The sequence below is a fragment of the Oceanobacillus luteolus genome, from assembly GCF_023715655.1.
Classification (GTDB): Bacteria; Bacillota; Bacilli; order Bacillales; family Amphibacillaceae; genus Oceanobacillus; species Oceanobacillus luteolus.
Genome location: NZ_JAMBON010000007.1, coordinates 107,855 through 122,773 on the forward strand (window position 1 = coordinate 107,855; position 14,919 = coordinate 122,773).

The 14,919-nt window shown below is 41.2% G+C and carries 10 protein-coding genes and 1 pseudogene; 3 read left to right on the plus strand and 8 right to left on the minus strand.

All coding sequences use genetic code 11. The features are described from left to right. Window positions 1–71: 71 nt before the first annotated feature. From M3210_RS07095 to M3210_RS07105, 3 genes are all read right to left on the minus strand, one after another. Window positions 72–479 carry a Zn-ribbon domain-containing OB-fold protein gene (locus tag M3210_RS07095; protein WP_251512759.1) on the minus strand — a complete coding sequence of 136 codons (408 nt, stop codon included), beginning with the start codon at window positions 477–479 and terminating at the stop codon, window positions 72–74. 3 nt (window positions 480–482) lie between these two features. Continuing rightward, entirely contained in the window at window positions 483–1,622 is a 1,140-nt protein-coding gene (locus M3210_RS07100) for an acetyl-CoA acetyltransferase (protein WP_251512760.1), read from the minus strand. A 92-nt stretch (window positions 1,623–1,714) separates the two neighbouring features. Continuing rightward, window positions 1,715–2,881 (minus strand): acyl-CoA dehydrogenase family protein, encoded by a 1,167-nt coding sequence (locus M3210_RS07105; RefSeq protein ID WP_251512761.1) that lies wholly within the window; start codon window positions 2,879–2,881, stop codon window positions 1,715–1,717. A 736-nt stretch (window positions 2,882–3,617) separates the two neighbouring features. On the opposite strand from M3210_RS07105, the gene M3210_RS07110 reads away from it, so the two are divergent. The 3 genes from M3210_RS07110 to M3210_RS07120 all read left to right on the plus strand — a co-directional run bounded on the left by M3210_RS07110 (window position 3,618) and on the right by M3210_RS07120 (window position 6,403). Then, window positions 3,618–4,172, plus strand: a complete 555-nt coding sequence (locus M3210_RS07110) for a TetR/AcrR family transcriptional regulator (RefSeq protein ID WP_251512762.1) — start codon at window positions 3,618–3,620, stop codon at window positions 4,170–4,172. 193 nt (window positions 4,173–4,365) lie between these two features. After that, window positions 4,366–5,154: an enoyl-CoA hydratase/isomerase family protein gene (locus M3210_RS07115; protein WP_251512764.1), complete on the plus strand. Its 789-nt coding sequence runs from the start codon at window positions 4,366–4,368 to the stop codon at window positions 5,152–5,154. Window positions 5,155–5,386: 232 nt separating this feature from the next. Continuing rightward, window positions 5,387–6,403, plus strand: a complete 1,017-nt coding sequence (locus M3210_RS07120) for an AI-2E family transporter (RefSeq protein ID WP_251512766.1) — start codon at window positions 5,387–5,389, stop codon at window positions 6,401–6,403. A 71-nt stretch (window positions 6,404–6,474) separates the two neighbouring features. Here the strand turns inward: M3210_RS07120 and M3210_RS07125 are convergent, their stop codons facing one another. The 5 genes and pseudogenes from M3210_RS07125 to M3210_RS07145 all read right to left on the minus strand — a co-directional run. Next, window positions 6,475–9,870 carry a phosphodiester glycosidase family protein gene (locus M3210_RS07125; protein ID WP_251512768.1) on the minus strand — a complete coding sequence of 1,132 codons (3,396 nt, stop codon included), beginning with the start codon at window positions 9,868–9,870 and terminating at the stop codon, window positions 6,475–6,477. A gap of 269 nt (window positions 9,871–10,139) precedes the next feature. Then, window positions 10,140–11,792 (minus strand): glycerol-3-phosphate dehydrogenase/oxidase, encoded by a 1,653-nt coding sequence (locus tag M3210_RS07130; protein ID WP_251512771.1) that lies wholly within the window; start codon window positions 11,790–11,792, stop codon window positions 10,140–10,142. A gap of 213 nt (window positions 11,793–12,005) precedes the next feature. Next, window positions 12,006–13,496: a glycerol kinase GlpK gene (glpK, locus tag M3210_RS07135; protein ID WP_251512773.1), complete on the minus strand. Its 1,491-nt coding sequence runs from the start codon at window positions 13,494–13,496 to the stop codon at window positions 12,006–12,008. Window positions 13,497–13,510: 14 nt separating this feature from the next. Further along, window positions 13,511–14,344, minus strand: a complete 834-nt coding sequence (locus tag M3210_RS07140; RefSeq protein WP_251512775.1) for an MIP/aquaporin family protein — start codon at window positions 14,342–14,344, stop codon at window positions 13,511–13,513. Window positions 14,345–14,468: 124 nt separating this feature from the next. Then, window positions 14,469–14,731: pseudogene (locus M3210_RS07145) on the minus strand (cation:dicarboxylate symporter family transporter); the annotation flags it as partial. Between the last annotated feature and the right edge of the window lie 188 nt (window positions 14,732–14,919).

Consider the following 14,919-nt stretch of genomic DNA (forward strand, 5'->3'; position numbering starts at 1 on the left):
AACGACAGCTTCCTCCGTTCTATCTAAATGACAAAACCATATCTATGAATGATCGGATTAGATTTTATTATTCAATTTGCATTACTTAACATAAAATACGGCAGTGTGAAGTCTTCACTTATTCTTTGGAAAACGACCGTCACTTCTTTATCAATCTGAACTTGATTACGCTCACCAATAATCCGTGTCAGCATTCTTACACCCTCATCGAGCTCCACTATTCCAACGATAAATGGAGTTTCTTCTTTAAATGGGCCGAATGCATGATGCACAACCGTATAACTATAGATTTTCCCCTTTCCACTAGCTTTTTTCCACTGGATTTCTTCAGAGAAGCAGTTTGGGCAAAAGGACCGCGGATAAAATATGTTCTTATGGCAAGAACGGCATTGCTGTATGAGTAATTCATCATTATTTAGACCTTCCCAAAAAGGCTTCGATTCTTCATCGTATACGGGCTTGGGAATATGGAGATTCATATGTTAATCCCTCCCTAAAATAACCGTGGAACTTGAGGATAATACTCCACCAGTACCGTGTACTAAAGCAATTTTTGCATCATTCACTTGTCGTGCTTCACTTTCCTGTCTGAGTTGCCGCACCGCTTCAATGAGAAGGAAGATACCATACATACCTGGATGGCAGTAAGACAATCCACCACCGTTTGTATTCATGGGAAAATCTCCTCCAGGTGCTGTCCGCTGACCACTTACAAACAGCCCACCTTCACCAGGTTCACAAAAACCTAATGCTTCCAAAGTCAACAAGACCGTTATCGTAAATGAATCATAAATTTCTGCGACATCAATCTCATCCCGAGAAATTCCCGCCATTTGAAATGCTCGTTCTCCCGATTCACGGGCGCTCGTCACAGTTAAATCAGGCATGTTCGTGATCGTGTTATGCGAGTGCGCCTCTCCATGTCCCAATATCCAAACCGGACGCTTTTTCGTCCTCATTGCCACCTCTTTTGATGCGACAACTACTGCACCACCTCCATCAGTCACTAAACAACAATCCAATAAATGGAGAGGCTCAGCAATCATCCGAGAGTTTAGGACATCTGAGATATCGATAGGCTCCCTCTTGTAAGCCCTCTCATTTAATGTCGCCCATTTTCTAGTAGCAACCGCGACTTCAGCCAATTGTTCTGAAGTCGTGCCATACTGATGCATGTGACGCATCGCTGCTAAAGCATAGGATCCAACCGTTCCCGGTAAACCATATGGTTGCTCATACTGGCCAGTTAAAGGAGCACTATATGTGTTTCTCGTAGGATTCGTGCGGTTCGTACTCCCATAAGTAATCAATGCAACTTCGAATAATCCTGCTTGAATCCCTGCCATCGCATGTCCTACATGAGCTTCAAATGATGAACCACCTATGTTCGTGGAATCCGAATATTTCGTCTCGATGCCGAGATACTCTGCTAACATTAAATTAGGAGCCCAAGCCCAATTTCCTGCAGTAAACAATGCATCGACATCATCTTTAGTTAAACCCGCTTCATCCAAAGCAGCCTTTGCCGCTTGAGCTTGAAGCTGCAAAACATTTTTATTAGGAACTTTACCGAGATCTGATTCTGCAACTCCTACGATTGCTGCAATTCTTTCTGTTTTCATTCAAACACCCCACCTTCATACTGAGTATTCAGTATCCCGAAGCTATGAGAACTTATTAAACTAGTAATCACTACCATTCAAGACTAAGAAGCCTACAGTAATTCCCCTACTTTTACATGTCCTTTTAATAGGTTTCTAGCAATCGTACGACGCTGAATCTCATCGGTTCCCTCAAAAATACGAGTAAGTCGTAATTCCCGGTACCAACGTTCAATCGGTAATTCCTTTGTATAGCCCATTCCACCATGAATTTGTAACACACGATCCACTACTTCATTCGCCATAACTGCCCCATGCAGCTTCGCCATCGAAGACTGGTGTCGAGCATCCATCCCATTTTCCGCCATCCATGCAGCACGTAAAACAATCCATTTTGCTGCCTCTATTTCCACCGCTGAATCTGCGATCATCCACTGGATAGCTTGCCTTTCAGCGATAGGCTTTCCGAAAGTCTGTCTTGTTTTGGCATACTCAATCGCCATTTGAAGCAATCTTTCCGCTGCACCAATTGCTCCTGCTGGAATCATATATCTTCCTTGACCAATCCATTTCATTCCCAATCTAAATCCATGTCCAACTTCACCTAATACATTTTCCTCCGGTACACGTACATTTTCAAAAACTAATGTCGCCGGTCCCCATTCTCCCATCGTATGGATATATTCAGAGCGCCAGCCCATATCACGATCAACCAAGAAACAGGTTACACCGCCGTTCGCACCCTTTTCTTTATCCGTTACTGCAAAGACCATTGCAAAATCTGCTTCATTTCCACCCGTGATAAACACCTTTTCTCCATTAAGCACCCAGTGGTCCCCATCTTTCACAGCTGGCATTTTAATCGCTCGAGCATCCGACCCCGCATCAGGTTCAGTAATTGCAAAGCAGGACCGCTTTTCACCATTAATCACTGGGAGTAAATATTTCTCCTTTTGCTCTTCCGTGCCCTCATATAAAATGTTATCTGCTGATCCGCCAAAATTGAACGGCACAAAAGTACGTCCCATCTCCATTGCAATTAATGCAGCCATCATCGGACCTAAATTGGCTCCACCATATTCTTCAGGCGTATTTATTCCCCAGAAACCAATATCTTTCGCTTTATTTTGTAACTCTCTAATTTTTTCCCTTGCAATTCCGGGTCTTCCTTCCCTTTCATTTTTCAATACTTCCTGTTCAAGTGGAATTAATTCCTTATTAACAAAATCCCTTACTGTTTTTTGCACCATCCGTTGCTCATCTGATAAGCTGAAATCCATACCTCTCATCTCCTTAGACTTATATATTTTTAATAAATTGAACTAACCTATTAGAAAAATTAGTACTACCCCGATACATACTGACTGATTAGTATCTTTTAGAAATGAACCCGCTGTACATACTAACCAATCAGTATTTATTAAACGCGATCTTTCTTTGCATACTAACTAATCAGTATCCTCAATACATCATCCAGCGTACATACTGACTAACTAGTATTTTCGTTACATGAATCAGCTACATACTGACCAATCAGTATCTTTATGTCTTAGTGAAAGGTTAAAATTAGTATATTCACAGCTGTCTCCTATAGAACTTCCTTTTCAACTCTTCTCATATAGGGAAACAATAAATTTCCCTTGATGGAACGGTTTGTAACGATACTTTCTCGCGCTTACAGCTCACTCCTTTTCATTTATTGAGAGGCCTTTCTATCAAACATCATTGATCTTTTTACCTTAGTGTTCTAATTTCTGAGTTTACTAGACGAGAAAATTGTCGATTGAATGTAATCGCTTTCATTTGTGGTTTGATGTAAAATAGAAACAAAGAAATGATGAAGTCAACTCAGAAAGGCTTTATTAAATACTAATCTTAGACCCCATTGGATGATACATCAATCATTAATTTTCTATGTTTTGTTGCCAGATACAACAGTTCTCCCAAAACTGTTGAAAAAAACAAAAAGAAAGGTGATTTTCCATGGTAATGGTCCACAGTATTGAAAGTCGAAGGGTGAGACGAACTAAAAATAGCTTAAAGAATTCTTTTATCGAGTTGCTTGAAGAAAAGCCATATGAAAAAGTTACCGTAAAAGATATCGTAGATCATGCAGATTTTAACAGAACTACTTTTTACAATTACTACAATTATAAGGAAGAATTAGTAGATGAGATTATTAGGGAGACCTTATTAGATTTTTCTCGGACGATATCCTTTATATTAAAGCCACCTCAAGAGTTGCAACTACAAGAAATTACAATCTTTGAACACATTTTAAGACATAAAAACTTGTATAAACTTTGGAATAAACCTGAATCCATTCCAGGCTTTATGAACAAATTTGTCGATACGATAATTAATGAATTAAAGAAGAATGAACATCCTCTCTTTAATAACTTATGTACGAACTACACGGATTCTGCCGTCATTCTTTGGGCTTACGGCACGTTTGGCTTGATTGTAAGTTGGATTAATGAAGACTTTGAAACCCCAGCGAAAGATTTATCTACAGATTATTTAAAACTGTTGAATTCTGTATATCTAGGTATTGAAAAATTACAGGAATAATGACTCTCACCTAAATCTACTAGTCACCTGGAATACGATACACCCTTAAATGACCTCTATTATAAATTCCACCTTAGAGAGAACAATCTACATCAAATTAGATTTTATCCATAGAAAAAGCTTTAAAGAAACGTGAATGAATATTCTTCAGGTTAACAACAAACTATTTCTGAACTATTAGGAGGAATGATGAATGGAACATATTATGGTTGAGACAAAAGATGGCGTCCGTACATTAACACTGAACAGACCTGAACGTTTAAACGCTATAAATGAAACACTTAGTAATGAAATTATCCAGGCCATTTCCGAGGCTTCTGCAGATGATGAAGTCCGTGTCATTGTCATTACCGGTAGCGGACGAGGATTTTGTGCGGGTCTTGATTTGAACGATTATGCGAAAAGGAAAGCAGACACTTCATCTCGTTATCAAAAATTGGATGATTTAGGCTGGGTTGGCCATCAAGCATTAGGAATCGTTCACTGTGATAAGCCAGTGATTGCTGCAATAAATGGCATTGCTGCCGGTGCGGGCCTCGCGCTAGCCTTAGCTTGTGATCTTCGCTTCATGTCCGCTGATACAAAGATAACAACTGGATACATCCGTCGCGGTCTCAGTCCTGATGCGGGGACAACTTATTTCTTGCCACGATTGGTTGGACAAGCTAAGGCTGCGGAATTAATTCTAACCGGTCGGGACATATATCCGGATGAAGCAGAACGAGTCGGATTGGTCAACGAAATATTCCCCCATCATGAGTTCCTCGAACAGGTGATGAATGTTGCCAAGGAAATAGCAGCAGGACCACCGATAGCAATAACGTTATCCAAAAGATTGCTAGCTGCAAGCCCTGACTTGGATCTGACCACGATTCTAAAGCAGGAGTATGCTTTTATTAAACAATGTTTTGGAACAAAAGATGCTCAAGAAGGGGTTCGGGCCTTTACTGAGAAAAGAAAGCCTGTATTCCGCGGGGAATAGGCCAGTCTATAAGATATTCCTCCTATTGGCTGGAAATCATTATACTGAGGAATCTAGTAGAAATGTGGGTCGGTTACTACTTATCCGGTTAGATTTTTTTTAAAAAATAGATCCCCCAAGCATCAAACCCCGGATTCCTTTCTTGTATTTTCATCCATAAAAGTGGATACTAGAATATAAGATAAAAAAATAAAAATCATTCTTTTAATCGGAATACGAGGGGAACTTGCATATGGAATCAATTATCGACTTTTTTAGGAAAAGAGAGGTTAGACGAGTCATTATTTTTGCCTTGATCATCCTGATTCTTTTCAGTATGAGGAGCATGATGAATATCATACTCTTAACCTTTATTTTTTCATTTTTAATGAATGGGCTCGTCAAGTTTACCCTGAAACGCGTCAAAATTCATCGTACGTTGCTTATCTTACTGCTGTACACGCTTATCGTCAGCTTGTTGACGGTTGGGGTTGTCAGATACTTACCAATTATAACAATGGAGATCAGCCAGCTTATCAAGCATATTTCAAACTTCTCCACCGATTCTTATGATCATCCAATCTTCCGTTACATTGAAACGATCATTACCAGCAACGAGGTTACGACTTACTTGCAAGATGGCTTTACCTTCTTGCTTAAATCATTAAGCGATATCAGCAACTTCAGCGTGCAAGTATTGATTGCTCTCATACTAAGCTTGTTTTTCCTAATCGAAAAACCACGCTTGATTCAATTCACGAATCAATTCAAGAGTAGTAAAGTTGCTCCGTTTTATTATGAAATCGAATATTTTGGCAGTAAGTTCTCACGCACATTCGGTAAAGTTATTGAAGCACAATTCATGATTGCACTTATCAATACATTCTTGACAGCGATTATTTTGCTGTTGCTCGGTTTTCCGCAAATTTTCGCATTGTCATTTATGGTGTTTTTCCTGGGACTGATTCCAGTCGCTGGGGTTATTATTTCACTGATTCCTTTATCATTGATCGCCTTTACAATCGGCGGTTTCCTGACGGTATTTTACTTGCTTGTCGGAATCATGGTAATTCATGCGGTGGAGGCATACATCCTCAATCCTAAACTGATGTCATCGAAAACAAATTTACCAGTCTTTTATACATTCATCGTCCTGATCTTTTCCCAGCATTTCTTCGGCGTTTGGGGCTTGATCATCGGGATCCCGGTGTTTGTTTTCTTGCTTGATGTGCTTGGTGTGTCGGATAAGCAGACCGCAACGAAATCTTAACACATATAAAATAAAAGCCCTGCAGACCTTTAGCCTGTAGGGCTTCTTACATATTCTACAGCAATAAGCCACTATTGAACAACCACTTCTGCCACAGCCTCCTCAAAGTTAGATATCACTTTCAGTGAAATCTTGCCACTATGAATTGCTGTCAATTCACCAGTCTCTGGATTGAATACTGCTGCATACTTATTGGATTTTTTCGCACGTTCCAATGCGTCACCGGTTCCGATGAATACATTGTCACTGCCTTCCCATTTAGCGGATGCCGGGTAACGTAGTGGGAAGTTTAGATTTCCTGCTTGGTGTCCTTCGGCAGAAACTTCGACAGTTTCACCAATCGTAACCGTTTCAGGAGCATGGACAGTAATCGATTCTAAAATTGGTCTAACTTCAGCTTGAACCCACTCTTTCCCTGCTACCTTACTATTTTCAGCTGCACGTTCCGGTCCAAATGCCCGGTCAGGTATAGGAGTTGGATCGATGCCAAACATGGTCCATGAATAGAATCCACCATCCTGAGGCGAACCATATGGAGCCTTCCCAGCTGAGCCAGTCACCATATACGGTACACCTTCTACCCGTTCCATATGAACGGTATGTGCATGTCCACTAATATACATAGCACCTTTGCCTTTTGAAGTCTCACGGAATTCTGTTAACCAATTCTCAATCAATTCCGCTTCTTTTACATCTGCTAACTGACTATTTTTCGTCGGTAAAGGATCTCGTGTCGGATGGTGCCCAACGACGACAACATTATTAATTTGAGGATTGCTTGCTGCCTCAATCAATGATTCTCTCAATTCAATCAACTGATCAAAATCACTTGTCCGGAAACTTCCAGTTGAAGAATCTAATAAAATAAATCGCGTTCCGTTATGGTCAAAGTCATATCGATTCTCTCCAAATTCCTTTAAAAAGTTGTCTAATGAACCACTGCCAGTAATTTCATGGTTTCCAGGAATATAATATATTGGGAAAGCATCTCCGACTTCCTCTTCCAATATTTGCTTAGCAAAAGTGAAGTCTTCTTCCCAAGCTGTATCGACTAAATCTCCATTAATTACAAGGAATTCTGGGTCTGCAGCGACAATTTGCTGTAACGACTTCCGAGCCATTTGCACTTGTTGACTGTTCGGTGATGCTGCGACAAATTGAGTATCCGATAAAACCGCGAATTTCCAACGGTCTTCTTCTATTTCACCGTTTTTAATAATGATTGGATCTTCCGTCTTGCTATCTTCTTCGGAACCTTCAATAGCTGGAGGTACCTTTACGGTCAAGTCATCAAAAATGAGCTGCCCCGTATATTGATTATCTCGATTTGTTTCTACTGGATAAATCCGCCAGAGCTTGACAGGATACTGGATTCCTTCTGGTAAGGTGGTTTCCACATATCTCCACCCCGACCAATTGATTTGGTCTGCTAACGTTAATGTATAATTTGTGCCTGCTGCATCCTCGATGACCGTGCGCAGCCATGCACCATTTCCATCCCCGTGCACCCATACACCGATTTTTTGTACATCACCGGGAAGTTCGATTCTTGGTGATGCTTGTAAATAAGCAGCACGCGTCGCTGTTGTTGTTGAAAAATCATAGTTTACTTGTAAGCCATTGCCGGTTCTTCCTTCCACGATATCCATCGAAGCTCCAACCTCTGCCGGAAATTTCGTAACCGACCAGCCGGAGTCATCTTCAAAATCAGAAATTTCCACTGTCGAGAGGCCTACGGTAACAGGCAGGTTCGTCATTTGGTCGTGCACCTTGATCTTGATTGTTGTCGATCCGCCGTCTTGTAAAGGGGTGACCGTATAGCTTCCATCTTGATTCTCATCTAAAGAAATTACAGCCTCATCATAATCCAATTCGATATCACGAGTTTCAATTGGTGCGGAGTAGCCATTTTTATCATAACCTGTCACTGAAAAAGTTGTCGTACGGCCCATTTCAAGACCGAGGTAGGATTGGCTGCTTTCTATCCGGTCCAATTCACCAAGAACTGTAATTTCCTTTGTCCCTTTTACTGATTTGATTTGCGCTCGAGCTACAGCTGACCCTGACTTTTCAGCATAAAAAACGCCTTGCTCATCAAATGAACCAACCTTTCCTGGTATCGCTTGCCACTTGATTCCTTCTACATCTACAGGAAAGTAGTTTTCATCATGCCCCAGACCTACAAAACTTCTGCTTAAGCCCGGGAAGATGCGCGTACTTTTCTCATCTTGCCTTACCGTGTCCACAGAAAAGTTTGCTAGTTCCCCACTTCCAGCTTCCGCAAAAATGCCAATTCCGTTCGGGACAGAACGCTCCATTCCGTCAGATGGCTGATTGACTACTTCTGCATCCGCCTTACCTGGTGCACGTGCGACCATCGTAGTCGATCCGCCGCCATCAATATTTAGCGCCTGATGAGCACCATATTCCTTCATTAATTCACCCAATTCTTTGAAAGTCATTCCACGACTGTCCACTTGACGGCCATCTACCACTGTCAAAATCATCGTTTCCCCATCTTCTGAAAAACCGACTGCAGTTCTCGGAGCAGTGGTGCTGTCATCTAAATTTGCGGGAACTTGTCCATTCTCCACCAATTTAACATTTCCACCAATGGCAAACTTCATGAGGTTTTCTCCGTCAATTTTTGGCGCATAACTCACATCTACCGGATCCCCAATAGAAAGTTCTTTTAATATATTTGCTCCTGTCCCATTTCCGACAAAGATGAACGTGTCCTCTTCAATAGAACCACTGCCAACTTGATCAGAAACAGCGATCACTTCACCATCACGCACTACAACTTCATAAACATTGCTTCCACTAACAGCTCGTTGCGCTTGTCCCCAAACCGATGTATAAAGTCCAATACCGTTTGCCCGAATACCGGACTGGTTCAACGCATCAAGCTTATATTCCCCACTCGGAAGTTGAATGTTCCCTTCCAGAAAAATATTGGATATTTTGCCTATTCCTTGCTCATCGACACCGGCCGTTAGATTATGTGATCCCTGTGGCCCTTTTAACAACTCACCATTTTGTATCATTGTGCCTGATGGTGCCTTTGTATTATTAATATCAAAGAAGTCCCCATTCACTCCACCAACTGCACCGGCTTGTTGCGCCATTTCCGAAAGCGGCTTGGCGCTGGAGATTACTCCTGGAAAAAGCAAGTCTGTAGAAACTGCCTCATGAGAAAGATCGACCGTCATCACTTCTCCATTCAACCAACCCCGAGCATCAAACCGTTCAAATTGAGATAGTTCAATCCCCGGTCCAATCTTTACAGAATTCTCATTTACTAACAGCGTCTCCCCGGCTTCTCCAACTGTGACCATTGGTTCTGCTTTATTGGATGACGCGGAACGTGCTTCCGATACCGGATTTCCTTCTGCTTGCACTGCTGGAAGAATCGTTGAAAATGCAACCAACCCGACTAATAAACCGCTAACCCATTTTCGATTCAAAAGAACCCCTCCCCTTTACATAGTCTATCTATCTTCCATACTAGCAAAGGGGTGTTAAAAAATTGCTCGAATCTTGTAAATAATAACAGGATAAAAGTAGGGAAATTGTTTACTTTTTTAGAGGAAATTAGGGAAATCAACCTAGGGGGGGACTGTCTCCTTGAATCGAATCATAAATGGCAGCGTTCCTGCGCTATCCCCAAAACTACCCCCTCAACACGAAAGCCCTGCAGTCTATAACCTGCAGGGCTGTCTAAATATTCTCGTCGCTATGCCACCGGATGTGTCGCTTCTTTCATCAACTGCTCTAATTCTTTCGTATATTCTTCCTTCTGTTCGTTGGACCATTGTAACGCTTCCGCCATATAATCTATCACTTGTTCTTTATGCTCCCTGACCCAATGAATATCAAAGAACATTGCCCCTGTCCGGCGAATGAAAAAGTCGACTGGCTTATAAGCTAATTCGTACTCTAGCGAATAACGAAGAACAGTTAATACGATTGGATCGAGATTTTCAGTTTGAGCTTCGGATTTCGCTTGTTGATACAGTTCAAAAATCACATCGATATTGGAACCATATCTTTTTACAAGACTTCTAGCTTGCTCTTCTTCCATACCTAGCCGCTTGCCCTCTGCAACCTTTTCCTTGATATAGTTCGCAAAACCTTTTGATCCGCCAACATCTCCACCTGAGATACGCAATTCTTTCGTTTGTGCGGACGAGAATAATTTACCTTCTTCCTCTTGGAACTGTTTTCCAACCAGATCAACAATACTTTCCGCCATTTTCCGGTAACCAGTCAGCTTTCCTCCTGCAATGGAGATGAGCCCAGATTCGGATACAAATATTTCATCTTTACGGGAAATCTCTGAAGGTTTTTTTCCTTCTTCATGGATAAGCGGACGTAATCCAGCCCAGCTTGACTCGACATCCTCAGGCTTGATATTCACTTGCGGAAACATATAATCAATGGCCTTCAGAACATAATCCCGGTCCTCTATCGTCATTTTCGGATTCGTAATATCGCCTTCATAAACGGTATCGGTTGTACCCACATATGTTTTTCCGTCCCGCGGAATCGCAAACAGCATTCGTCCATCCGGCGTATCAAAGTATATTGCTTGTTTTAGCGGGAATCGTTTGCCATCAAATACGAGATGAATCCCTTTTGTTAAATGCAAATACTTTCCTTTTTTGGAATGATCTATTTCACGTAACGTATCCACCCAAGGACCTGTTGCATTGACGATTTTCTTTGCAAAAATCTGGTGAATGGAACCATCGGTACGATCTTCCACTTCCACACCAACAACTTTCTTATTTTCATAAATCAAGTTAACGACCTTCATATGATTTAATGCGAGCGCGCCATTTTCAACAGCTTTTTTCATTACTTCAATCGTCAGTCTCGCATCATCTGTCTTGTATTCGACATAGTAACCGGCACCTTTAAGATTTTCCGAGTTTAATAATGGTTCACGTTCCATCGCTTCTTCTGCGGTGAACATTTTTCTCCGTTCTTCCTTTTTTACTCCGGCAAGAAAGTCATATACACGTAAACCGATATTGGTCGTGAATGGACCAAACGTACCTCCTTTATAAAACGGAAGCATCATCCATTCTGGTGTAGTGACATGCGGACCGTTTTCATAGACAATGGCGCGTTCTTTTCCTGTTTCGGCAACGACACCAATTTCAAACTGTTTTAAATAGCGAAGTCCACCGTGAACGAGTTTCGTAGACCTGCTGGATGTGCCTGCAGCAAAATCCTGCATATCTAAAAGAGCAACCTTCATCCCTCTTGTGACAGCATCCACTGCAATCCCTGCACCGGTAATTCCTCCACCGATCACAAGTAAATCAAGCGATTCATTCATCATTTTCGTTTTAATTTCGTTTCGTCTTAAACTAGAAAACATTGGACCACTCCTTCATTTGTTTTCAATATATGTGATAATTTAGACGAAAAAGAGACCACAAATAGCTCTATAGTATATAGAGTATTGTGGTCTCTCAGGATTCTCCGTCCAACATATTAACTTGACTTTAGTATAACATACATCGTTATAAGATGATAGTCATGAAACTACGATTCTACGATTTGTTGTTAGGTTGAACCTGAGAAGGGAGCTTTATTTAAACACTCTAGCCGCTTCTACAGCTTTTTTCCATCCTTTATATAATTCATCGCGTTTTTCCTGCTTCATTTCAGGTGTAAACGTAGTATCGACTTTCCATTGTTTTGCTATTTCCTCTTTGTCTTTCCAATAGCCGACAGCTAAACCAGCAAGGTATGCTGCACCTAAAGCTGTCGTTTCATTGATGACTGGACGATCAACCTGTACGTCTAACAGGTCGCTTTGGAATTGCATGAGGAAGTCATTTGTCACCGCACCACCATCAACGCGAAGAGACTTCACATCAATTCCGGAATCGGCAACCATAGCATCTACCACATCTTTCGTTTGGTATGCCAGTGATTCAAGGGTAGCTCGGATAAAATGCTCTTTCTTTGTGCCACGGGTTATTCCAAATACAGCACCACGTGCTTCACTATCCCAGTAAGGTGCACCTAGGCCAACGAATGCTGGTACAACATACACGCCATCCGTCGATTCGACCCTCGTTGCATATTCTTCACTTTCTGGTGATGTTTCAATTAATTTCAAGCCATCACGTAACCATTGGATTGCTGAACCGGATACAAAGATACTTCCTTCTAACGCATATTCAACTTTTCCGTCCACACCCCAAGCAATGGTCGTTAGTAAACTATTATTTGAAACTACCGGTTCTTCCCCCGTGTTCATGACGAGGAATCCACCTGTACCATACGTATTTTTCACCATACCTTGTTCAAAGCCTGCTTGTCCAAACAATGCAGCTTGTTGATCCCCTGCTATACCTGCAATCGGGATTTCTTTACCAAAGAAATGATAAGGAACGGTATGAGCATATACTTCGGATGATGGACGAACTTCCGGAAGCATACTTTTTGGCACCGATAAAATCTCTAACAGCTCGTCATCCCACTTCAAATCATAAATATTGAACATTAAGGTACGTGAAGCATTGGAATAATCCGTTACATGAGCTTGTCCACCAGATAGTTTATAAACGAGCCAACTATCAATTGTTCCAAACTGAAGCTCTCCATTATTCGCTTTTTCTCTTGCACCTTCCACATGATCCAGAATCCATTTTACTTTTGTACCGGAGAAATATGGATCTAGAAGGAGTCCGGTTTTTTCTTTAAATAAGTCATTATATCCTTCATTCCTGAGCTCCTGAACAATTTCCTCTGTTTGACGAGATTGCCATACGATTGCATGATAGATCGGTTTACCTGTAGCTCTATCCCAAACAACGGTTGTTTCCCTTTGGTTTGAAATACCAATTCCTGCGATTTGTTCCGGCTCTACATCTGCTTTCCTTAATACTTCTGCGATACACGCAAGGACCGATGTCCAAATTTCATTCGCATCATGCTCCACCCAACCTGGCTTCGGAAAATGCTGTTCAAATTCTCTTTGAGCAGTCTCCACAATTGCTCCTTCATGATTAAACAAAATTGCACGTGAACTTGTAGTTCCTTGATCTAAGGATAGAATATATTTACCCATTGATTCTCCTCCATTCATGATATCTTTATATTTCGACTCTTACTTTGTTCTTTATCATCATGTTGCTTCTCTATGATTGCTGCTGAAATGAATAGTACCGCAATAATAACACTTACTACCCAAAACGCTGCCGTATAAACACCTTCAAAAATAGCCTTAAAGAATAATGCTCCGTAAATACCGCCCAGAATTGGACCAATGATCGGTACCCAAGCATATCCCCAATCAGAGGTTCCTTTCCCGTGGATCGGAAGAAGCGCGTGAGCAATTCTTGGACCTAGATCTCGAGCAGGATTAATCGCATAGCCTGTTGGGCCGCCTAATGACATCCCAATGGCGACAATCAATAGACCAACAATTGCCGGGTTCAATCCTTCCGTAAACTCATTCACTCCGATAAATAATAAACCTAACAGAAGAAGAAATGTACCAATCACCTCTGTGACCAAGTTGGAAAGCGGTCTGCGTATAGCAGGTCCTGTCGCGAAGACTCCCAACTTTGCTCCAGTGTCTTTCGTTTCTTTCCAATGAGGTAAAAATGCAAAATAAATGATAACTGCTCCCAAAAATGCCCCAATCATTTGTCCCGTAATATAAATCGGAACTTTATCCCATGGAAAATCACCAATTGCTGCAAATCCTAATGTAACAGCTGGATTAAGATGTGCACCTGAAACATTCCCCACAGCATAGACCCCGAGTGCTACTGCAAGTCCCCAGCCGAGGGTAATCAATACCCATCCAGCATCTTGACCTTTCGATTTATTTAATACACTCGTTGCAACTACCCCCGCACCAAAAATAATCAAAATCATGGTACCAACAAGTTCCCCGGAAAATTCGGTCATTCCTGACTCACCCCTTATTGTTTTTCACAAGTTATACTTCTGAGTTTTAGGTATGACAAAAAGACCACACTGTAATATGCATTCCCTTAAAAAGGAAATACAAAAATAGTGTGGTCTCAACGTCTCAATCACCTTTTATTAACTTGTTAACCTTAGTGTAACCAGAAATGTAAACGTTGTCAATAGGTTTTTTATCGTTGAATTTCTCTACATTATGACTACCTAGAATCTTGGATGTCAATGTTCCGGCAATCATGGAACCATTTATATTAAATGCTGTACGTCCCATATCAATGAGTGCTTCAACAAAGATCAACATTCCAGCAAGACCCACTGGGAGCCCCATGAAGAGAGAACAATAATCGCTGCAAATGTTGCTCCACCACCAAAAAGATTATAAGCTACCATATTTCATTCTCCTTTCTTCACTAGCGTTGCATAAATAATACCAGAATTTTCAGTTTTAATCTTTTTTCTATTAGAGCCAAAAAAGTAAATACCCAACTAAAGGTGGCTCCATTCATTTTTTTTACAATATACAATTAGACTTGAGCGACAGCCAGATTTTAAGAATT